The organism is Rugamonas sp. GW822-FHT03B10 (assembly GCF_058801745.1).
In genome coordinates this window covers 98276-119517 of record NZ_JBXANP010000010.1, presented here as the reverse complement: position 1 = coordinate 119517, position 21242 = coordinate 98276, and the positions used below count along the sequence as shown (strand labels likewise).

The 21242-nt window shown below is 66.5% G+C and carries 15 protein-coding genes; 8 read left to right on the top strand and 7 right to left on the bottom strand.

What is annotated here, in order from left to right:
• Window positions 1-4 precede the first annotated feature (4 nt).
• From AC1RQG_RS17380 to tssK, 3 genes are read right to left on the bottom strand one after another with little or no spacing between them, the layout of a single operon-like run.
• Entirely contained in the window at window positions 5-2815 is a 2811-nt protein-coding gene (locus AC1RQG_RS17380; protein WP_493133268.1) for a type VI secretion system Vgr family protein, read from the bottom strand.
• Complete coding sequence (icmH, locus tag AC1RQG_RS17375; protein WP_493133267.1) at window positions 2815-3579, bottom strand: type IVB secretion system protein IcmH/DotU; 765 nt, start codon at window positions 3577-3579, stop codon at window positions 2815-2817. The genes AC1RQG_RS17380 and icmH overlap by 1 nt, the downstream gene beginning before the upstream one ends.
• 16 nt (window positions 3580-3595) lie before the next feature.
• Window positions 3596-4954, bottom strand: a complete 1359-nt coding sequence (gene tssK / locus AC1RQG_RS17370) for a type VI secretion system baseplate subunit TssK (protein ID WP_493133266.1) — start codon at window positions 4952-4954, stop codon at window positions 3596-3598.
• 311 nt (window positions 4955-5265) lie between these two features.
• On the opposite strand from tssK, the gene AC1RQG_RS17365 reads away from it, so the two are divergent.
• From AC1RQG_RS17365 to tssH, 8 genes are read left to right on the top strand one after another with little or no spacing between them, the layout of a single operon-like run.
• Window positions 5266-5769, top strand: a complete 504-nt coding sequence (locus AC1RQG_RS17365; RefSeq protein ID WP_493133265.1) for a tetratricopeptide repeat protein — start codon at window positions 5266-5268, stop codon at window positions 5767-5769.
• A gap of 16 nt (window positions 5770-5785) precedes the next feature.
• Entirely contained in the window at window positions 5786-6298 is a 513-nt protein-coding gene (gene tssB / locus AC1RQG_RS17360; RefSeq protein WP_493133264.1) for a type VI secretion system contractile sheath small subunit, read from the top strand.
• Window position 6299: 1 nt separating this feature from the next.
• Window positions 6300-7781 (top strand): type VI secretion system contractile sheath large subunit, encoded by a 1482-nt coding sequence (gene tssC, locus AC1RQG_RS17355; RefSeq protein WP_493133263.1) that lies wholly within the window; start codon window positions 6300-6302, stop codon window positions 7779-7781.
• Window positions 7782-7830: 49 nt separating this feature from the next.
• Window positions 7831-8322, top strand: a complete 492-nt coding sequence (locus AC1RQG_RS17350; RefSeq protein WP_493133262.1) for an Hcp family type VI secretion system effector — start codon at window positions 7831-7833, stop codon at window positions 8320-8322.
• 6 nt (window positions 8323-8328) lie between these two features.
• Window positions 8329-8823, top strand: coding sequence for a type VI secretion system baseplate subunit TssE (gene tssE, locus AC1RQG_RS17345; protein ID WP_493133261.1), 495 nt, complete (start codon window positions 8329-8331; stop codon window positions 8821-8823).
• A 2-nt stretch (window positions 8824-8825) separates the two neighbouring features.
• Complete coding sequence (gene tssF / locus AC1RQG_RS17340; protein WP_493133260.1) at window positions 8826-10670, top strand: type VI secretion system baseplate subunit TssF; 1845 nt, start codon at window positions 8826-8828, stop codon at window positions 10668-10670.
• On the top strand, window positions 10634-11719 hold the full coding sequence (gene tssG / locus AC1RQG_RS17335; protein WP_493133259.1) for a type VI secretion system baseplate subunit TssG: 1086 nt from the start codon (window positions 10634-10636) through the stop codon (window positions 11717-11719). The genes tssF and tssG overlap by 37 nt, the downstream gene beginning before the upstream one ends.
• 15 nt (window positions 11720-11734) lie before the next feature.
• Window positions 11735-14398, top strand: coding sequence for a type VI secretion system ATPase TssH (gene tssH, locus AC1RQG_RS17330; protein WP_493133258.1), 2664 nt, complete (start codon window positions 11735-11737; stop codon window positions 14396-14398).
• 60 nt (window positions 14399-14458) lie between these two features.
• Here tssH and tssA read toward each other — a convergent pair whose 3' ends face one another.
• The 4 genes from tssA to tssM are packed head-to-tail and all read right to left on the bottom strand — an operon-like array spanning window position 14459 to window position 21230.
• Window positions 14459-15517 (bottom strand): type VI secretion system protein TssA, encoded by a 1059-nt coding sequence (tssA, locus tag AC1RQG_RS17325; RefSeq protein ID WP_493133257.1) that lies wholly within the window; start codon window positions 15515-15517, stop codon window positions 14459-14461.
• A 38-nt stretch (window positions 15518-15555) separates the two neighbouring features.
• Window positions 15556-16317, bottom strand: a complete 762-nt coding sequence (locus tag AC1RQG_RS17320) for an OmpA family protein (protein WP_493133256.1) — start codon at window positions 16315-16317, stop codon at window positions 15556-15558.
• A 3-nt stretch (window positions 16318-16320) separates the two neighbouring features.
• Window positions 16321-17307: a type VI secretion system-associated protein TagF gene (gene tagF / locus AC1RQG_RS17315; RefSeq protein WP_493133255.1), complete on the bottom strand. Its 987-nt coding sequence runs from the start codon at window positions 17305-17307 to the stop codon at window positions 16321-16323.
• Complete coding sequence (gene tssM, locus AC1RQG_RS17310; protein ID WP_493133332.1) at window positions 17304-21230, bottom strand: type VI secretion system membrane subunit TssM; 3927 nt, start codon at window positions 21228-21230, stop codon at window positions 17304-17306. Before tssM ends, tagF begins: the two co-directional genes overlap by 4 nt.
• Window positions 21231-21242: the final 12 nt, after the last annotated feature.

The window sequence follows — 21242 nt, the reverse complement described above, 5'->3', positions numbered from 1 at the left end:
TGCCTTAGGCATTGCTCAAATCCTCCAGCGGCGAGGCCGGCTTTTCCTTTTCCGGCGTGCGCGGTTTATAGATGACTTTCTTCACCGGTTTGTGTTCCACGTTGTCGTGACGGGCCTTCCCCTGGCCGTCCAACTTGCCATTGACGACTGAACCGCCCTCGAAATGAATTTCGTACTCCGCTTCGGCGATACCGAGCGCGGTTTCTGGTTCGAGATAGTGCAGCGCAATCCAGTCCGTTTGCGTCGTCAGCGCGCTAGGGAGCGGAGCTATGTTGGCTGTCTGGCGGCCGGCACTTTCAAACACATGCTGCCCGCCCTTGACCGTGAAATTGCCCGGACAAGCGAAGGTAATATCGCCGCCTTCCAGCGTGATCGACGACTGGCCGGCCTGCAGCACGATCTTCTGGTTGGCCTTGATCTCGATGCTGTCGTTGACCGAGATGACCTTGATCGACTTGTCGGCCAAAATCTCCAGCTGGTCGGTGTGCGCCTGCAATGACACCGGCCCGTTGGCGGCGATCGCCTGGATGCCGCCGCTGTGGCTGAAGTAGCCGGCCGCGTTGGCCGCCACCGACGATAGCGTGTACGCCGCCGTCATGTGCACATCACCTTGGGTGGTCCAGTGCAGCTGCTCGCCCGCGAATAGCACCGTCGATGCCGGCGTGGCCCAGTTGATGCTCGCCGGCGCGTCCATCAGCACCAGCGGGTCGGCGAATTTCTCCACCGGCTGCGCGGCGTCCAGCGTGCGCGTGCCGCTCTGCGCCTTGCTGGCTTCCTGGCCGTTGACGGCGCCGTCATGCTTGCCCTGGTCCTTGGGATCGATGCGCGACAGGAGCGCCTGCTGCGCCTTGGCCGCCTCCGCGCTGGTCATGGCCTGCTGCTTGGTGGCGACGTCGCCCAGTGCCTTGCCCAGTTCCCGCGCCGCTTGCAGCGAACGTACGGCTTCCGCCGCGTCCATCTGGGTCGAGGCCACGCCGCTGCCTTGTGCGGCGCGGGCGCTGGTGGTCAGCAGCACGCCGGCGCCGCCGCGCACCACGGCCCAGGCGTCGGTGCGCAGTTCGAAGCCGCTGCCGCGATAGGCGCCGCGCTGCGCGCTGCCGGCCGCTTGCTGGATCAGGTAGCCCAGATTGAGCTGGGTGGCGGCGCTGCTGGTGGCCAGCCGTGTGCGTACCTGGCCCGGCGTGTCGTCCAGCTGCCACTGGTTGTAGCCGCCGCCGTCGAAGTTGTGGCTGTGGATGCCGGACAGCGCGCCCGCGTGGTTGACGCCGGAATCGACACCGGCCGCGTACGGCGGCTGGTCCGATCCCGTGTACAGCTGCGCCACCACCAGCGGGCGGTCCATGTCGTTGTCGATGAAGTCGACCAGCACCTCGGTGCCGATGCGGGGCGTGAATTGCGAGCCCCAGTTGGGCCCGGCCAGCGCCTCGGCCACCCGCACCCAGGTGCCGCTGCTGTCGTCGCCCGGCGCGTTGCCTGTGGCGTCGGTGTCGTGCGCGATGCCGCCGGCGTTGGCGCCCTGGCCGCGCTGCCAGGCGAACTGGATGCGCACCTGGTGGTCGCGCGTGGTGGTGGCGACGCTGTCGGCGATGCCGACCACGATGGCGGTCTGCGGCCCGAGCGCGGTGGCCGCTTGCGGCGCGGCGATCGCGCGCGGCACGATGGCCACTGCTTCGCGCACGCAGCCGAAGGCGTTGCGGTAGGTGCCGGCTTCGATAGTCGCCGCCGCACCCCTGACCTCGGACTTGAAGTTGTTGCGCGCCTCATGCCGCACCCACAGCACGGTGAAGCGGTTGTCGTCGGCGTAGCGCTCATGTTGGGTCAACGCGAAGGCGTGGCCGGGCGCCAGCTGACGCACCGAGCCTTCGCCCTCGAACACCTTGTTGTCGAGCTCCAGCGCCTGCAGCATCAACTGGCTGGTCAGGTCAGGCTCGCCGGTGGCGCTGGCGATGCGTTCGCCGCCGCCGTCATGCACGGCCAATGGCGGCAGCTCGCCCGCGTCCAGCGACGACCATTGCTCGGCGCCGGGCGCCAGCAACTGCGCCGGATCCCAGCTGCTGATGCTGACTGCGTTGGGCTGGAGCTGGCGCCGCGCCGCAAACTGGTCGATTGCGTCGGCACTGTCGGTGGCGCGCACGCCGTGGAAGCGCAGCTCGGCGTCGCCCGGCATGTCGGGCGCCCTGGCTTTGCTGTCGAAGATGACGAGGCGGTGTCTGGCCTGTCCATCCGGGCTTTGTTGGTCGGGCTGGTCGTGTTCGAAGCGCCAGCTCAGGCCCTCGGAGGCCAGCAGGCGCTGGAAGAATTCCAGGTCGCTTTCGCGGTACTGGGTGCAGATGGCGCGCGGCGCCAGCGCTTGCGTGACGTCGAATTCGAAGCGAAGTTGCGGGTAGTCGGCCAGCAGTTCGGTGACGATGTCCTGCGCGTTCTTGTCCTGGAAGATGTAGCTGTCGCGGCGCAGCCGCAGCAGTGCCAGCGCCGGTTCTAGCAGCAGCCGGTAGCGCGCGGTGCCGCCGTCGGCGCCCAGCCAGGCCGCCTCGGTGCAGATGCCGTGCCAGGCGCGCCGGCTGCCGTCCACCAGCAGCAGCGTCACCGTCAGCTCCTCGCCGATGAACTGGTTCAGGTTCAGGTCGGTGGAGGTGCTGAGCGCGTCGACTTCAAACGCATACAGTTCGTTGACCGCTTCGCGGCCCGAGAAGCGCTCGGCCATCAGCGCTTGCGGCAGCGACGCGTCCTGCGCGCTGGCCAGCGTCAGCAGCCGCGCGTGCTGGCTCAAGCCGGTGCCGAACAGGCCGGGGGGGATCAGTGCGGCGATGTCCATCAGGGCAGGGTGATGGTGAGGTTGGCCTGGCGCGGCGCCAGCTTGACGACGTCGTTATAGGCCGCCACCCGCTGTTCGGTGCCGCGCTGCAGCGAGGTGCGCAGGCCGAGGTAGCCCAGCACGCAGATCAGGCCGAACACCGAGCACAGGACCCACAGCGGCAAATCGCTGCGCAGCTTGTGGACGATCTGGTCGGGCCGCTCGGCGTGTGGCGCGAAGCCGCCGCGCTTGCCCTTCATGTGGGCGATCTCCTGGCCCAGGCGCGCGGTCAGGTAGCTCAGCTTCTCGGAACCTTCGAGGATGTAGCGGCCCTGGAAGCCCAGCAGCAGGCACATATGGTAGACCTCGAGCGCCTGCACGTGCACGCTGCCGCGCGCGCGCAGCGTTTCCAGCCGGTTGAAGAAATTCTCCCCGGCGAGCTGTTCGCCGAACAGGGCCAGTTGCAGCGGGCGCCGTTCCCAGGCGTCGCGGATCGCGAACGACGAGCGCAGCACGATCTCGTCGACGGCCGCGCAGAACGCGTATTTGGCGGCGTCGACGTCGTCCGGCGAGGCGCCTTGCTTGCGGGCGTTGCGGCCGAAATCGTCGAGGAACGTGGTCATCTTCTGTGCGAATTCGGCGTTCTGCTGCGGCCCGTTGCCGTTCTTGAGCATGAATAGCGCATAGAAGCCGTCGTACATCAGGTCGAGCAGGGTTTGCGGCGCGGTGCTGGCGGCAGCCGGCGGGGCGGCGCCCATCAGGGAAGGTGCGGTAACGGCGTTCATGGTGACTAACCTCGGTTCAGGATGCGACGGCGACCAGTTCCAGCTTCAGGTCGTGCATGCCGCCAGGGACATAGATGGAAATCGATTGCGCCTGCAGCATGCGTTCGTACATCTGGCCCTTGGCCTCGATCGCGAAGTAGCAGGCATCGGGCCGCACCGGCACGGCGGCCGGCACCTGCGGCGCGTGCTGCAGCCGCACACCCGGCATGGCCGAGAGGACGAATTTTTCGACGTCGTCCGGTGCGCCGACCTTGAAGCGCAGCGGCACCACATCCACCAGTTCGCTGGCCGGCATCGCGGCCGAGACGGCGAGATAGAAGGTGGTTTGGGCGTCGATCTTGCCCGAGTCCAGCATCCCGTGGTGGAACGAGGGCTTGGCCTCGTGCAGCGCGATGGCGAAATAGCGCGACGAGATCACCGTGTCCAGCAGCTCGCGGATGATCTGGTACAGCGTGGCGAAGGCCGGGCCGGCATCGGCGTGCTGGTAGGGCGGCAGGTCGGACAGGGTCCAGCTTTTCGAGAACGTCATCAGCGCGCCGGCCAGGTGCAGCAGCTGTTCGTACAGCCGTTCGGGGTGCAGCGCCGGATGCTGGAAGTAGTGCGTGAGCGCGGCGTAGGCCGAACTGGCCGTGTGCAGCAGCCAGAACGAGGACATGTCGCCCGAGCGGAACTCGATCACGTGCTTGCTCGGCTCGCGGTGATGGCCGTACAGCGCGCTGACCTTGGCCTGCAGCGCGTCGAGCAGGCGGCGCAGCTGCAGGAACAGCTGCGGCGCGCTGCGGATGGTCAGGCTGGGCGGCACGAAGGCGGCGTCCAGTTCGAAGCCGCCGGTCGCCGCGCGGCGCAGGCGCAGCAGCGGGAAGTGGGTGTAGGAGTCGCGCGGCTCGAACTCCGGTACCAGCCGCAGCGTTTTTTTCAGGTAGCTGAGCTGGGCCGGGGCGGCGTGCGTGTACAGGTCGGGCGTGTCGGCGTTGTGCTGCAGGTAGCGCACCGCGCTGGCGCCGTTGGCGGCCGGGGGGCGCTCGCTGCCGTCGCCGAAATTGCCACCGAACGATTTGAACGCGGGCAGGGCGGCGTAGTAGGTGACGCTCTGCTGCGACTGCGGCAGCTGGCCCAGGTCGACCGCGTCCGGCAGGTCGTCGGCGCCGGGGGCGTCGTAGAACTCGCCGTCCTGGAAGCGCAGCGACAGTTCCAGCAGCCGCAGGCTGTTGTTGGTCAGCGCGTCGCGGTCCACTTGCAGCTGGTTCACGCCCCAGGCATACGGATGCAGCATTTGCACGCTCTGGTGCAGCCGCTGCTCGTGGTAGCGGTCTTGCTGCTGAAAATGTTGTGGCCGGAGAAACAGTCCTTCACCCCAAAGTATCTTGCTGCTCATGCTGGTCCTTGTCCTTGTGCAGTACTTGTCTTTTGTAAAGTAGCAGAACAATAACATTTCTTTTTTTAAACCGTCGCACGGCTGTGTTCGTACCGTGCGCACGATTGAATTCAATTGAACGCGGTAAATAATAAATTTCTGATAACGTTGCGCCGTGGCAGTAAATTGTTGTTTAAATATCCTTTTTTGACATGAATTTGAGGCACCTCATGATGACCCATCATTCTCTGCGCCGGATGACCCAGTTGGCCGGTGCTGTCGCCTGCGTGGCGGCATTAAGCGCCTGTACCACTGCGCCGGTGGCGCCCCCTGTGGCCGTCAAGCCCCCGCTGCAGTCGATGCTGGCCCAGGCCGGCACCGCCTCCAGCGCCGGCCAGAAGGAGCAGGCCGTTGCTTTATGGAAAGAGGCGGCGCAAGCCTATCCGGGCGACAAGGCGCCGTGGCTGAACATCGCGCAAACCCGCTACGAGACCGGCCAGTACGGCGACGCCATCGTCAACGCGCAGGAAGTGCTGGTGCGCGATCCCAACGACACGTTGGCCAACAGCATCATCGCGATCAGCGGCCTGCGCCTGTCGACCCGCGCGCTGTCCGACCTGAGCCGCCAGAACAACCTGTCCGGGTCGCTGCGCACGGAGTCGCAGGACCTGGCCAAGCTGCTACGCGAGAGCCTGGGCGAGACCGTGCTGGTGCCGCCGCCGCCACCGCCGGCACGGCAGGCCGCCGCGCCCGCGCGTGGCAAGGCGGGCAGGAAGGTCCATGTCAAACAACGCCAAGACGACGCCAGCGCCAATCCGTTCGGCGCTTTGAAATAACCAGAGGGGAAACACCATGTCCAAAAGCACCAGTGTGCAGAAAAAGCTGCAAAAAATCCGCCCGCCGCGGGTCCAGATGACCTACGACGTCGAAATCGGCGACGCCATCGAGAACAAGGAACTGCCGTTCGTGATGGGCGTGGTCGGCGACTTCGGCGGCAACTCCGAAGTCGAGCAGAAGCGCCTCAAGGAGCGTCGCTTCGTCAACATCGACCGCGACAACTTCGACGAGGTGCTGAAGGGCGTGGAGCCGCGCGCGGCCTACCGCGTCAAGAACGAGTTGGGCGCGGAGGGCGGCGAGTTCGCCGTCGACCTGCGCTTCAAGGCCATGTCCGACTTCCGTCCGGAGGCGGTGGTGCAGCAGGTCGAGCCGCTGCGCCGCCTGCTGGAGGCGCGCACCAAGCTGGCCGACCTGCGTAACAAACTGGCCGGCAACGACAAACTGGAGGACCTCCTCAACGATGTCCTGCACAGCACCGAGAAGCTGGCCGTGCTGGGCCACCCATCCCTGGATCTGAAGGAGGAATGACATGTCGGCACAATTGATTCCGGCCGGCGCACCGGCCGCCACCGAAATGGCCTTGCTGGACCAGATCGTCGAGCAGAGCAAGGTCGCCAAGTCCAGCGTCGAGCATGAACGCGCCAAGGACCTGATCTCGGAACTGGTCAGCCAGGTGATGGACGGCACCGTGGTGGTGTCCGACAACCTGGCCGCCACCATCGACGCCCGTGTGGCGGAGCTGGACCGCATGATCTCTGCCCAGTTGTCGGCGGTGATGCACGCGCCCGAATTCCAGCGGCTGGAAAGCAGTTGGACCGGCCTGCACTACCTGGTCGGCCACAGCGCCACCGGCCACAACATGAAGATCAAGATGCTCAATGCGACCAAGAAGGAACTGGTCAAGGACTTCCAGTCGGCGCTGGAATTTGACCAGAGCACCATGTTCCGCAAGGTCTACGAGGAGGAATTCGGCACCTTCGGCGGTGCGCCGTTCGGCGCCATGATCGGCGATTTCGAGATCACCCGCCAGCCGGAGGACATGTACTTCATCGAGCAGATGTCGCACGTGGCCGCCGCCGCGCACGCGCCGTTCATCTCGGCCGCGTCGCCCGAGCTGTTCGGGCTGGAGAGCTACAGCGAACTGGGCAAGCCGCGCGACCTGTCGAAGGTGTTCGACACCGTCGAATACGCGAAGTGGAAGTCGTTCCGCGAATCGGAGGACGCGCGCTACGTCGGCCTGACCCTGCCGCGCTTCCTGGGCCGCCTGCCGTTCAACCCGGCCGATGGCGCCACCGTCGAGGGCTTCAACTTCGTCGAGGACGTGGACGGCACCGACCACCACAAATACCTGTGGTGCAACGCCGCCTATGCCTTCGGTACCAAGCTGACGGCGGCCTTCGAGGACTACGGCTGGTGCGCGGCGATCCGCGGCGTCGAGGGCGGTGGCCTGGTGGAAGACCTGCCGACCCACACCTTCAAGACCGACGAGGGCGAAGTCGCGCTCAAGTGCCCGACCGAGATCGCCATCACCGACCGCCGCGAGAAGGAACTGAGCGACCTCGGTTTCATCTCGCTGGTCCACTGCAAGAACACCGACTACGCCGCCTTCTTCGGCGCGCAATCGGCGCAGAAGGCCCGCAAGTACGCCAGCGACGCCGCCAACGCCAACGCCGTGCTGTCGGCCCAGTTGCAGTACATCTTCGCCGTGTCGCGCATCGCGCACTACATGAAGGCCATGATGCGCGACAAGATCGGCAGCTTCGCCGCCGCCGCCAACGTGGAGGACTTCCTGAACCGCTGGCTGACCCAGTACGTGCTGCTGGACGATAACGCCAGCCAGGAACAGAAGGCGCAGTTCCCGCTGCGCGAAGCCTCGGTCACGGTGGACGAGGTGCCGGGCCGCCCGGGCGTGTACCGCGCGGTGTCGTTCCTGCGCCCGCACTTCCAGCTTGATGAATTATCCGTTTCCCTCCGACTGGTCGCGGAGCTCCCCGCATCGACCAAAAACTAAGAAGTAGTGGCAGTACCCGTAAATTTACCAACTCATTGAAAGGATTAACATGGCTATCGACGTTTACCTGCAAATCGACGGCATCAAGGGCGAATCGGCCGACACCACCCACAAAGACTGGATCGAATGCCAGTCGGTCAAGTGGGAAGTGCTGCAGCCAAAATCGGCCACTGCCTCGACCGGTGGCGGCCACACGGCCGAACGCACCGAACACAAGGACATCGTCATCGGCAAGCTGGCCGACCTGGCCACGCCGCTGCTGCTGCAGAACTGCTCGTCGGGCAAAACCCTGCCGAAGGCCAAGCTGGAGTTCCTGCGCGCGGATGGCCAGGGCGATCGCGTCAAGTACTTCGAGATCGAACTGGAAAACGTGCTGATCTCCAGCGTGTCGCCAGTGGTCGCAGCGGGCAACATCCTGACCGAAGACCTGGCCCTGAAATACTCGAAGGTCAAGTGGAAGTACACGCAGCAGAAGATCGGCGGCGGTTCGGGTGGTAACACCTCGGGCGGCTGGGATCTGTCGGCCAACAAGACCGCTTAAGCTGCGATGAAGGGATTTACTCCGGGCCTGTTCGACCGCCTGATGGACGCCCCGCTGCAGGGCGGCAGCGGCACTGTGCCGCGCCTGTCGATCGAGGACCTGAAGGATGCGGTGGCGCGCGATCTCGAAGCGCTGCTGAATACGCGGGCCGTCATCCCGGAGCAGATCCTGAAACGCTTTCCCGAGTGCGGACGCTCGATCGCGACCTATGGCTTGAATGACTTTGCCGGACTGTCGCTGTCGAGCACAGATGATCGAGCCTTCATCTGCCGCAGCCTGGAGCAGGCGATCGCACGCCACGAGCCGCGCCTGCGCAATGTGCAGGCGTCGCTCGAACTGCGGGCCGATGCCGTCAACCGCCTGAACTTCAGCATCACCGCGCTGCTGGTGGTCCACAGCGCGCACGAACCGGTCAACTTCGATGCGATCCTGCAGCCCTCAAGCCTGCATTACACCATCAGCAAGGCGCGCCGCTTGAGCGCGACGCCGCTGGGAGCCTGAGATTGGAACAATTATTACCCTATTACGAGCGGGAGCTGGGATTCCTGCGCCGCTATTCGCGCGAATTCTCGGAACGCTACCCGAAGATCGCCGGCCGCCTGCTGATCGCCGGCGAGGTGTGCGAGGACCCGCACATCGAGCGCATGATCGAATCGTTCGCGCTGCTCAATTCGCGCATCGCCAAGCGTCTCGATGACGACTACCCCCAATTCACCGAAGCGCTGTTCGAAGTGCTCTATCCGCATTACCTGCGGCCTTTTCCCTCGTGCTCGATCGCGCGCATGGACTTCAGCGGCGCCGCCGCGCAGCTGACCACCGCCAGCGAGATCGCGCGCGGCACCCAGCTGACCACGCGCCCGGTGCGCGGGGCCACCTGCACCTTCCGCACCGCCTATCCGGTCACGGTGGCGCCGCTGGCGCTGACGGCCGCGCATTTCGCCGCCATCATCGCCGCGCCCGAGGCGCTGCGGCCGCCGCCGCAGGCCACCTCCAGCATCAGCCTGACCCTGGCCTGCACCGCCGACCAGGTGACGCTGGCGCAGCTGGGACTGTGCCGGCTGCGCGTGTTCATCGATGGCGAGCCGTCGTTCTGCGCCGCGCTGCGCGACGCGCTGTTCACCCGCGCGGTGGCGGCCTACGCGGAGGCCGACGGCGACGGGCGCTGGCGCGCGCTGCCCAAGGTGCCGGTCGCGCCGGCCGGCTTCGCCGACGACGAGGCGCTGATCGACTTCTCGGCCCGCTCGCACACGGCCTACCGGCTGCTGACCGAATACTTCTGCTTCCCCGAGAAATTCAACTTCTTCGACATTGACCTGGCCGCGATGGCCGCCGCGCTGCCGGCCGGCTGCAGATCGGTCACGCTGCACCTGGCGCTGTCGGGCATGCGCACCGACTCCAATCTGGCGCGCATGCTGTCCACGCTGTCGACCAACAACGTGCTGCTCGGCTGCACGCCGGTGGTCAACCTGTTCCGCCAGCGCGGCGAGCCGATACGGCTGACGCATGCGTCGGCCAGCTATCCGGTGCTGGCCGACGCGCGCCGCGCCTTCGCCTACGATGTGCAGGCCATCGAGTCGGTCAAGCTGGTGCGGCAAACCCCGCAGGGCGAATCGGTGCAGGAATTCCGCCCGTTCTATTCGCTGCGCCACGGCCAGACGCCGGATAAGAATGGCCACTACTGGGTGGCCCGGCGCGACGAGGAGATCGCCGGCAAGAGCCCCGGCTATGAGACCCGGATCTCGATCGTCGACATCGATTTCGATCCGGCCGAGGTGGAGACCGACACCCTCAGCCTGGAGCTGAGCTGCACCAACCGCGACCTGCCGGCCTCGCTGAGCTACGGGATGCGCGGCGGCGACCTGTTCCTGGAGGGCGGATCGAGCGTGCGCGCGATCAGCTTCCTGCGCAAGCCGACGCCGTCCTACCGCTTCGAGCGCGGACGCGGCGCGCACTGGCGCCTGATCTCGCACCTGTCGCTGAACCACCTGTCGCTGACCGGCGGCGGACTCGATGCCTTCCGCGAGATGCTGACGCTGTACGACCTGCCACGTTCGCCGGCGTCGCAGCGCCAGATCGGCGGCATCGTCGCCGTCTCGCACAAGGCCGCCAACACCTGGCTGCCGGGGAACCCGTTCGCCTGCCTGGTGCGCGGCATCGAGGTCACGCTGACGGTGGACGAGGAAGCCTTCGTCGGCAGCGGCATCCATGCGTTCGCGCAGATCGTCGAGCGCTTCCTCGGCCTGTACGTGCACGCCAACAGCTTCACGCAGCTGGTCATCAAGTCGGACAAGAATGGAGAGGAACTGCTGCGATGCTTGCCACGAAGCGGCGATTTGAGCCTGCTGTAATCGAGCGGCTGTTCGCGCAGCCCCAGCGTTTCGAATACTTCCAGGCGGTGCGCCTGCTGGAGCTCTGGCTCAAGCGGAACGGCGCGCCGCAGGAAGGCGCGGTCGCGAACTTCCTGCGCTTCCAGAATTCGACCTCGCTCAGCTTCCCGGCCAGCCAGTTGGAGGCGCTGCAGCCGGAACCGCGCGGCTTGCCGGCCGATGCGGCCAGCCTGGGCGCGGCGCTGCAATCGCAGCAGCTGCGCTACATCCGCATCACGCCGGCCTTCATGGGTTTCCTCGGAGGCAGCGGCACGCTGCCGGCCCATTACACCGAGCGCATCGCGGCGCACGCGCTGTACCAGAAGGACGATGGACCGCGCGCCTTCCTCGATACCTTTTCCAACCGCGCGCTGGCGCTGTTCTACGAGGCCTGGCGCAAGTACCGGCTGGAGCTGAAGTACCAGATCGACGGCAAGGACGGCTTCCTGCCGGTGCTGCTGTCGTTGGCCGGCATGCACCAGCCCTCGCTGCGGCGCCGCCTGGCCGATGACGGCGATGGGGTGCGCGATGAATCGGTGGCTTATTTCGCCACCGCGATGCGCCAGCGGCCGGCGTCGGCGGTGCAGATCGCGCGCGTGCTGGAGGAGTATTTCGGCCAGCCGGTGCGCGCCGAGCAGTTCATCGGCTGCTGGTACGACGTGCCGGCCGGCCAGCAGACCGCGCTCGGCATGGGCAACGCGGTGCTCGGTGGCGGGGCGATGGCGGGCCAGCGCGTGTGGCAGCGCGACCTGCGGCTGCGGCTGGTGATTGGGCCGCTGGACCGAAACGGTTATGAATCGTTCCTGCCGGGCGGGAAGGCGGCCAAGGCGCTGGAGAGCATGCTGACCATGTTCACCGGTGTGACGCTCGAATATGAAGTGCAGCTGGTGCTGCGCGCGGAGGACGTCGCCGGCGCCTGTCTGGAAGAAGGCGGCACCGGCGGGCGGCTGGGCTGGGACAGCTTCCTGGTCACCGAGCCGCAGCGGCACGACCGCAGCGACGTGCGCTACGAAATACACGCAGTGACTTGATAACAAGGATAAAACATGAACATCAACCTGAAAACGCTGATCGGCAAATTGAACGACAACTGCCGTGCCGCCGCGACGCGCGCCGCCAGCTTGTGCATATCGTTGGGGCACTACGAAGTCGATATCGAACACCTGCTGCTCGCGCTGCTGGAGCAGCCGGCCAGCGATCTCGCCATCATCGCGCGCCACTGCGACATCAGCCTTGGCCAGCTGGAGACGGATCTGCGCGCGGAACTGGGGCGCTTCAAGAGCGGCAATACGCGCACGCCGGTGTTCTCGCCGCGCCTGCCCAAGCTGTTTGAGAATGCCTGGCTGATCGCATCGCTCGATCTGCAGGAGCATCCACAGGCCCGCATCCGTAGCGCCCATCTGCTGCAGGCGTTGTTGACCGAGCCGGAACTGGCGCAGCTGGCGGCACGCAGCTCCAAATTATTCGCCCGCTTCGACATCGACCAGATCAAGCACCAGCTGGACCGCATCAGCGCCGGCTCGGACGAGGCGGTGATGGCTGCGCCGGCATCGCCGGCTTCGGCGGCTGGCGAGGGCGGCGATCCGGTTGGCGAACTGGCCGCACGCGCGCCCGGCAAGACGCCGGCGCTCGATCAATTCACCACCAACCTGACGCAGCGTGCGCGCGACGGCAAGGTTGATCCGGTGATTGGCCGCGACCAGGAAATCCGCCAGGCGATCGACATCCTGATGCGCCGGCGCCAGAACAATCCGATCCTGACCGGCGAGGCCGGCGTGGGCAAGACCGCCGTGGTGGAGGGCCTGGCGCTGCGTATCGCGCAAGACGACGTGCCCGATGTGCTGCGGGGCGTGGAGATCCACACGCTGGACATGGGCTTGCTGCAGGCCGGCGCCAGCGTCAAGGGCGAGTTCGAAAACCGCCTGAAGAATGTCATCGACGAAGTGAAGCGCAGCCCGCACGCCATCATCCTGTTCATCGACGAGGCGCATACCATGATCGGCGCCGGCGGACAGGCCGGCCAGAACGACGCGGCCAACCTGCTGAAGCCGGCGCTGGCGCGCGGCGAGCTGCGCACCATCGCCGCCACCACCTGGGGCGAGTACAAGAAGTATTTCGAGAAGGACGCGGCGCTGGCGCGGCGCTTCCAGGTAGTCAAAGTTGAAGAACCGAGCGAGGAACTGGCCTGTGCCATGTTGCGCGGCATGGCCCCGTTGATGGAGCGGCACTTCGGCGTGCGGGTTTACGACGAGGCCATCACCGAGGCGGTGCGTCTGTCGCATCGCTACATTATGGGCCGCCAGCTGCCGGACAAGGCGATCAGCGTGCTCGATACCGCCTGCGCCAAGGTTGCGCTGGGCCAGAACGCGACGCCGGCGCGCATCGAGCAGCTGGCGCGGCAGATTGAACGCATCGACGTGGAAGCGGCGGCGCTGGAGCGTGAGCAGAACGAGGGCGGCGCCGCGCAGAAGGCGCGCCTGCAGGAGCTGCGCGCGGCCCGCGCTGCAGCCGATGAACAGCATCGGTCGCTGGCGGCGCGCTGGGAGCAGGAAAAGGCATTGAGCGCGCAGATCATCGCGGCGCGCGCCGAAGCCTCCGCCAGCCCGACCGAGGGCGGCGGGCAGGGGCGTGACATTCAGGCCATGGTGGCCGAATTGCGTGCGCTGCAAGGCGAAACGCCGATGGTGCCGGTGCAGGTCGATGGCCACGTGGTGGCGGAAATCGTCGCCGCCTGGACTGGTATCCCGCTTGGCAAGATGGTCAAGGACGAGATCAAGACCGTGCTGGCCCTGAAGGAAACGCTGGAACAGCGCGTGCTGGGCCAGCCGCACGCCATCGAGGCGGTGGCGCAGCGCGTGCGCACGGCGCGCGCCAACCTGGACGATCCGAACAAGCCGAAGGGCGTGTTCCTGTTTGTCGGCCCGTCCGGCATCGGCAAGACCGAGACCGCGCTGGCGCTGGCCGATGTGCTGTACGGCGGTGAACGCAAACTGATCACCATCAATATGAGCGAATACCAGGAGGCGCACAGCGTCTCCGGCCTGAAAGGTTCGCCGCCGGGCTATGTGGGCTATGGCGAAGGCGGTGTGCTGACCGAGGCGGTGCGCCGCAATCCGTACAGCGTGGTGCTGCTGGACGAGGTGGAAAAAGCCCACCCGGACGTGATGGAGCTGTTCTTCCAGGTGTTCGACAAAGGCGTGATGGACGATGCCGAGGGCCGCGAGATCGACTTCAGGAACACCATCATCATCCTTACTTCTAATGTGGCGTCGGCGGCGATGATGCAGGCCTGCCTGAACCAGCCGCAGGAAGAGCTGCCATCACCGGAGGAGCTGGAACAGCTGATACGCCCGCACCTGATGAAGCAGTTCAAGCCGGCCTTCCTGGGGCGCCTGAAGGTGATTCCGTACTACCCGATTCCGGACGAAGTGCTGGTCGAGATCATCAAGCTCAAACTGGGCAGGATTGAACGCCGTATCGTCACCAACCACCAGGCGGAATTCAGTTACGACGAGGCGCTGGTCGAGGCCGTGCTGGCGCGCTGCACCGAGGTCGATTCCGGTGCGCGCAATGTGGACCACATTCTCAACGGTTCGCTGCTGCCGGAAATTGCGGAGTCGGTTCTGGCCAGGATGGCCGAAGGCGCTGCGATCAGTAAGATCAAGGTCAGCGCCAACAAGCAGGGCCAGTTCAAATACACGGTCAAATAAGCCGCATGCCGGTGCCGGGGCTGGTACCGGCACAGGGGCCGCGTTGCGCGGCCCCGCTGCTTAATTTGGTGGCTGCACGCCCAGCATCTCCTCGATGTGGGACAGCGACGATTCATCCTTGATGACGGAACGCAGCCACGTGTGCAGATCCTGTTCGCCCGCGTTGGCTGCCTTTTCGGCGAAATAGGAGACCGGGCTATGCGGCTCGGTCTCGCGGAAGAATTTCGCCACTGCGCGCAGCTGCGCGATGGCGTGCGTGCGGTTGCGGATCGGGCCGGAGGCGTTGTGTTGCACCTGCTGCTGCGCCGCGCCGATGTCGCCATCGTTGGATTGCTGCGCGATGGCGTGGCCGTCATCAAGACCATTGCCTTGCTGCGCGGCGCCATTGACTTTGGCGACCGCCGGCATCGCGTGCAGCATGCCCTGCACGGCGTCGCGCGCGGCGGCGAATCCCGGACTATCTGCCCCCAGCCTGGCATCGGCGACTTTCTCCAATTGCAGCAGGGCTTCCATGCAGTACTGCGCGTCGGCCGTGAAAGCGGCGCAGAACTGCGGCGAATTGGCGCGCTTGGCCGCCTCCATGTCGGCCAGCCTGGTCACGCCCGATTGATCGTTCTCGGCGCCGCCGTTGGCGCGCTTGCGGGCTGCCTCGAAGTCGATGGTGGAGTAGGCCGTATTGCGGCCTTCCGTCAGCGGCAGCTCGCGGATCAGCGTGCGGGTGCGCGTCAGGATCCAGCTCAGGTTACCGATGCGCTGTTCCTGGTCGCCGCCGTCGGCTTCCGGGTAGAGCCCAAGATCCCAATACTGCTCGCACAGGCCGGCCAGTAGCCGGTAGCCTTCCGCCAGGCCACGCAGATGGTGTTGCTTGGCGGCGGCCTCGGTCAGCCACACCGCCAGCCGTAGATCCTTGCTCTGTTCCGCCAACAGCGCGGTGCAGCGCTGTACGACGAAATCCCAGTCCGCCTCCTTCAATTCGGTGACCCACTCGCCCTGGTCGAGCGAGGGATCGTCAAACCGGCGTGCCTGGGCTATGGCGTCCAGCTCGGGCGAGAAGGACAGGTCCTGGCCGGCGGGCCGGCTGTCGCTGATGGGGATTAATAGCTGTTCTGCTGAAAGCATGATGTCCTCGGATGATCTTGTGGTCGTGTGCTTGCCGCTTATTGGGCCATGCGGAATTCGATGCGGCGGTTGCGTGCGCGGCCCTCGGCACTGTCGTTGCTGGCGACCGGACGGTCCGGCCCCTGGCCGCTGGCGCTCAGCAGGTCGCCGTTGATGCCATGGTTGGCCAGATAAGCCTTGACCGCCTCGGCGCGGGCCTGGCTCAGGCCCTGATTGGTGGCCCGCAGGCCGGCGCTGTCGGTGTGGCCGATGATCTCGACCTTGCGGTCCTTCAGCTTGCGCAGCGCCACCACCATTTCATCGAGGATGGCGCGGCCGGCCGGCGTCAGGTCCGCTTTGCCGCTTTCGAATTCGACGATGCGGTTGGCCAGCGCGCTATCAAGCACGCCCTGGTCGGCGGCCGACACCCGCAGGCCGTTGTTGACGGTGTAGGTCGGATTCAGGCTGGTGGCGATATTGCTGGCGATGCGCTGGCGCAGCGCCTCGTTGGCCACCTCGCCGCGCAGGCTGACGGTGCTGCCGTCTATCTTCAGCTGGCCCCGGCCGATCTGTTTCAGGTCGGCCGTGATCAATTTCTGCACGTAGTTGTTCCAGTTGGCCGGGGTGGCGACCTTGTCGACCGCGATCTGGTCGACCACCTTGTCGGCGCCGTACACCTCGCGCAGCTTGGCCAGCACGGCGGCCTTGCTGGCTTCATCGGCCACGGTGCCGGAGGCCAGCACCTGGCCGGGCTGCGGCGCGACGCCTTGCGCTTGCGCCGCACCGGCGGCCAGCAGCAGACAGAGAAGGAGAGTGCGCATGATTCAGGTTCCAATAAACGCCGCGCTGACGGAATCGCGCGCGGACTTGAGTGACAGGGATGGTTGCGACAGATAGGTGGAGAGCTTCCTGACGCCGTAGTCGCTGTCGGCCTGCTCCTCCACCCAGTCCAGATGTTCGAAGGCGATCATGCGCTCCTGCGCGGCTTGCGGATCCATGATGCCGTGCAGCGTGTGCGGCGATGCGCCGCTGAAGCCGACCAGCAGCACCGGCTGGTCCTGCAGCCGGGTCATGAACAGCGCCAGTTCGAAGTCGGCGCGCGCCAGGAAGGGCGTGATCAGGTGCATCCAGAACGCCGCTACCAGGTTGCGGTACATCGGATCCTGCGGCAGCGGCAGCAGCAGTGTCTTGTCCAGCCGGCTGGAACTGCTGGCCAGCACCGGCTGCAGCAGCATGCCCAGTGCCAGCAGCACCTGGCGCGCCGAACCCCGGAAGCCGGCTTGCGACAACAACGCATCGAGTCCGCCCACGGTCTGCAGTTCGAGGAAGTCGTCGAAGCTGGCCTGGTAAGCCGCGCCCCGCAGATCCAGTTCGATCGCCTCGCTGGCGGCCAGCTGCAGCGGCACCGCCGGATCGCCGGCGCCGACCACGTTGCTGCTCAACGCCGCCAAGCGCGTCCACAGTCGGTTGAACACCAGCGGCGCGGTGGCGACAAAGGCCGCCGGCTCCGCCACCTCGACGCTGCTCGTCATCAGGAACGGGAAGCGGCGCGACGACTGGTCGCTGCTGGCGACGATGTGGCCGGCGATCGCGTGGCGGCGGCGCGGGCCGACGAAGGCGAAATGCAGCGGCGCGACGGCGTCGTAATTGAGCTTCCAGCGCGCGTCGGCGCTCATCAGCTCCATAGCCTGGGCCAGCCAGTCGTCCAGCACCTTGATCAGGGCGGGGCTGTCTCCGCCCTTGACGAAATCGCCCCGGCCCGGCACCTTGCCGAAGTAGCCGATGTTGGCGGTGGTGGCGCCGCGGCTCATGGCTGCGCTCCCGCCGTGCGGAGCACGCCGGCCGGTGTTCGCGGCGGCGCGTTGCCCGGCGCCGCCGCCGGGGCGGGCGAGGGGGCAGGTAAGGGCGCAGGCGCGGCCGGGGCCTGCAGCGGCGTGGCGCCACTGCCGTTGGCGGCGGGCGTCACGGCGGCGGTCAGCGTGTCCGGCAGGCGCAGGCGTTTGAAGCCGTTCGACTGCGGCGCGGCCGCCTGGGCCGGCGCCGGCGTGGTGCCGACGATCTTCAGGTTGGCGGTGACGGCCACGCCGGCGTTGTCCCAGGTCAGTTCAAACGCGCCATTGTCCTTGCGTTTGCGTTTTGCGGCTTCGATCATTTTCTTCAGGCCGAAATGGCCAGGTTCGTTGAACAACACCACGCTGCGTCCCTCCGGCGTGATGGCGGTGACGCGCGCACCCGGCACACCCTGCGGATTCGGCCATGCCATGTGCACCCAGGGCTGCGGTTGGCCGCGCCAGCGCAGCGCCTGGCCGTCGATCTCGATGGTGAACTCGGTGGCGCTGACGGCGCCCAGCGCCTGCAGGTCGAAGTTGGTCTGTCCTTCGCCGCCGCTGGAGGCGGCCGCGTTGGCGACGCCGTTGGCGTTCAGCGGCGCGACCCAGCCGGGGAAGCTGGCCAGCACCGGCGGCGCCAGATTGATCCCCATGTTGGCCCAGGTCTTGGCATTGAGCGTGTCGCCGCGCCGCACCACCAGCGGCCCGACGGTGGTGTTGAAGAACTTGGCGATGGCGCCGTCCGGCCCGAACACGGTGGCGATTTCCGCGTTGCTCGCCTCCGCGCGCGATTCGGTGGCGAACGGATACTTGGTCGCCAGCGTCTGGCGGAACGGCTGCACCACCTGCGCCGCCCACACCTTGTTGATCTCATCCTCGGTCGGCTGCACGATGACGGCGAAGGTTTGCATCAGCGGGCGCACCAGCAGCGGCCGGACAGCGGCTTTTTGCGTGTCGGTCATCCCGGTCAGCATCTGCTCGTCGACATATTTGAGGGCGTCGGCCAGTTCCGAACCGCTGCCGTCCAGCGTCTGCTGCATCAACTGCTTGGCGCCCGGCCCCGGATCGCCCTGGTTCTTGATCTGGTTGAAGCGGCTGCGCAGCTTGGACAGCTGGTCGAGATAGCCGCGCATCAGCGAGGCATCCTTGTCCCTGGCCACCACCATGCGCGCCACCCCGGCGAACTCGCGGCCGACAGGGCCCAGCGGCATGGCGGCGGGCTGGGCGCCGCCGGGCGCGGGCAGGTTGACGTTGAGCTGCGACGGCTTCTGGCGCAGGATGGTCTCCCGGAACCAGCCGGCCACGCCGCGCTGCGCGCGCTGCAAACCGGCGTCGAACAGCGACGGGTTGTCCCACGAGGTTTGCTCGTAGACGGTGGTCATCAGTTTGTTCAGCGGCGACGATTGCGGATCGCCCAGGCGGTTGATGGCGCCGGCGGCCTGGTCGAAATTGTTCAGGTCACGGATGGTGACGCCCTGGATGAACTTCTGCCATTCCCGGGCGTAGTCGTTCTTGTACAGCTCCACCAGCGATTTCTGGATCTGTTCCGGGCTGCCCTCCAGCGTCAGGTCGTCGCGCGACGACGTTTTCAGCACCCAGTCCGCGCTTTGCAGTTCGCGGTTGGCGGCGTCGCGGAAGGCGTCCTGCACGAAGCCCTGCCAGGCCTGGCGGGTGAAGCTGCCGGGAACGGCGTAGCTGCCCAGCACCAGCTCCTTGTCCTGCTCGCCGACGATGGCGGCCACCGTCACCGCCGGGAAGCGGGTCGCGGCGCGCGCCTTGACGTCGGCGTACACGCGCTCGCGCGCCGGCATGCCGCGCACCACGCGGCGCAGGTTGTCGCGCGTCTGGTCGACCAGCGCCAGTCGGGTGTCGATGCGCGGCCACGAGGTATCGTTGACCTGCGCCAGGTAGAACGAGATCATGCGTTCGGCGCTGCGGATCATCTGCTCGCGTGACATGCTGCCGCGATTGGTGTCCAGCCACACGCGCCAGAAGCGGGTCAGCTGGTCGTTCAGGTGGCCGGCCTCGGCGCGCGAGCTGTCGCCCAGCATCAGGTAGGTCTTGAGCGCGTTGTAGGCGTCCTCCGCGCTGGTCGGCGAAGCGTCCTTGAACTGCTGCGCGCTGCTGTTGATGGCGGCTGCCGCCTCGGCCTGGCCGGGATTCGACGATGCCGTGCCGGCGCCCGGCGCGGCGCCGGCGGCGGCCACCGGCTTGGCCATCGGCTGCAGTTGCGCCGCGTTGTTGTTGACCTCCGCAAGGAAGGCCTCCAGCGACTGGCCGACCGGTTTCAGCATCACTTCGCGCACGCCGTTGAAGTATTCCTCGCGCAGCTTGCGGTCCAGCAGCGTGCCCTGGTACAGGCCCAGGCTGAGCGACAGCGGCCGGTGTTCTTCATATTTGTCCAGCTGCTCGATGCGGTCCTGCAGGATCTCCAGCGCGGCGAAGCGCGATTGCAGATCCATCGACTTCTCCTGCACCCTGATGGCTTGCTCCAGGTCGGCCTGCACGTTGGCCGCCAGCTGGCGGTTGTTCATGTATGACCAGCTCCAGCCGGCCAGCGCCAGGCCGGCCAGCGCGGTGGCGCCGAAGAAGGCGGCGTAGCGCATGCGGGTCTTGGCCGGACTGGCGTATTGCGCCACCAGATCGCGGTCGGCGAAGATCACCTTGCGGAACAGGTTGAGCAGGAAGTAGCCCTGCTGCTGGTGCGCCGCGTCGTGGTCGGCCGGTTGCAGCTGCAGGTCGAAGCGCTGCGCCACGCGCTGCGACGAGGCCGACACCGGCTCGCCCTCCTGCAGCGCGCTGGTGAAGTAGAAGCCGCGGAACACGGGCTTGAACTGGAACGGGTTTTCCTCGAACAGCGTGGCGATGAAGGTGCGCAGCGGCGCCTTGATCGCATTGAATTCGAGCGGGAAGGTGAACACGCCGGGCGGCATGCGTTCGCGCCATTGCAGCGCCATGTTGGCCGCGCTCTGGTCCTTCAGGCCTTCGTACAGTTCCTCGAAACGGGCGTCGAACTGGTCCAGCACCTGCTCGCTGCTGGTGCTGCGGCTGTAGGGCAGGGTGGCGCCCCAGACCCGGTCCCGCTCGGCGCGTTCGCTGTCCTGGAAAAATTCGTTGAAGCCGGTGATCAGATCGGCCTTCGTGAACACCACGTACACCGGCGCGTGCACCTCCAGCCGCTCGGTCAGTTCCTGCACGCGCTGGCGCAGATTCTTGGCCAGGTCGATGGCGAATTCGGCGCGGTTGCGGGTCAGTTCGGCCACGCTGGCGGCGATGATGATGCCGTTGATCGGCGCTTTCTTGCGGTATTTCTTCAGCAGGTCGAGGAAGCCGAACCACTCGCCACGGTCCTCGTCGACCACCGAGTAGCGTCCGGCCGTGTCGAGCAGGATGCCGTCGGTGGTGAAGAACCAGTCGCAATTGCGGGTGCCGCCCACGCCCTGCACGATCTTGCTGTCGGCGAAGGGGAATTGCAGGCCCGAGCTGGCGATGGCCGTGCTCTTGCCGGCCGCCGGGTTGCCGATCACCATGTACCACGGCAGTTCGTACAGCGCGGCGTTGCCGGAGGTCTGGCCGAGTTTGGAGTTCTTGATGGTGCCGATCGCCTCCAGCATGCGGGTGCGCAGCACCTCGGTCTCCTGGCGCTGCGCCGGATCGGCCTTGGCCGGGCGGGCCGCCTGCTGCTCCAGCATGTCGCCCAGCTGGCCGGCGGCGCGCTGGTGCCGGCGGCGGCGCCAGTACCAGAGCGCGGCGCCGAACGGCAGCGCCAGGCCCAGCACCGTCCACGGCACCGAGGCGGGCCACTGCAGCAGCGCGGCGGCGATGAACAGCAGCGCGGTGAAGGCCAGCCAGCCGATCACGGTCAGCGTGCGGCGGTGGGTCAGGAAGGACCAGAATGTTTGCATCATGATAGGACT

Coding starts and splice junctions, on each gene's coding strand:
- AC1RQG_RS17380 (WP_493133268.1), bottom strand. CDS start 2,815: ATGGACATCGCCGCACTGATCCCCCCCGGCCTGTTCGGCACCGGCTTG.
- icmH (WP_493133267.1), bottom strand. CDS start 3,579: ATGAACGCCGTTACCGCACCTTCCCTGATGGGCGCCGCCCCGCCGGCT.
- tssK (WP_493133266.1), bottom strand. CDS start 4,954: ATGAGCAGCAAGATACTTTGGGGTGAAGGACTGTTTCTCCGGCCACAA.
- tssB (WP_493133264.1), top strand. CDS start 5,786: ATGTCCAAAAGCACCAGTGTGCAGAAAAAGCTGCAAAAAATCCGCCCG.
- tssC (WP_493133263.1), top strand. CDS start 6,300: ATGTCGGCACAATTGATTCCGGCCGGCGCACCGGCCGCCACCGAAATG.
- AC1RQG_RS17350 (WP_493133262.1), top strand. CDS start 7,831: ATGGCTATCGACGTTTACCTGCAAATCGACGGCATCAAGGGCGAATCG.
- tssE (WP_493133261.1), top strand. CDS start 8,329: ATGAAGGGATTTACTCCGGGCCTGTTCGACCGCCTGATGGACGCCCCG.
- tssG (WP_493133259.1), top strand. CDS start 10,634: ATGCTTGCCACGAAGCGGCGATTTGAGCCTGCTGTAATCGAGCGGCTG.
- tssH (WP_493133258.1), top strand. CDS start 11,735: ATGAACATCAACCTGAAAACGCTGATCGGCAAATTGAACGACAACTGC.
- tssA (WP_493133257.1), bottom strand. CDS start 15,517: ATGCTTTCAGCAGAACAGCTATTAATCCCCATCAGCGACAGCCGGCCC.
- AC1RQG_RS17320 (WP_493133256.1), bottom strand. CDS start 16,317: ATGCGCACTCTCCTTCTCTGTCTGCTGCTGGCCGCCGGTGCGGCGCAA.
- tagF (WP_493133255.1), bottom strand. CDS start 17,307: ATGAGCCGCGGCGCCACCACCGCCAACATCGGCTACTTCGGCAAGGTG.
- tssM (WP_493133332.1), bottom strand. CDS start 21,230: ATGCAAACATTCTGGTCCTTCCTGACCCACCGCCGCACGCTGACCGTG.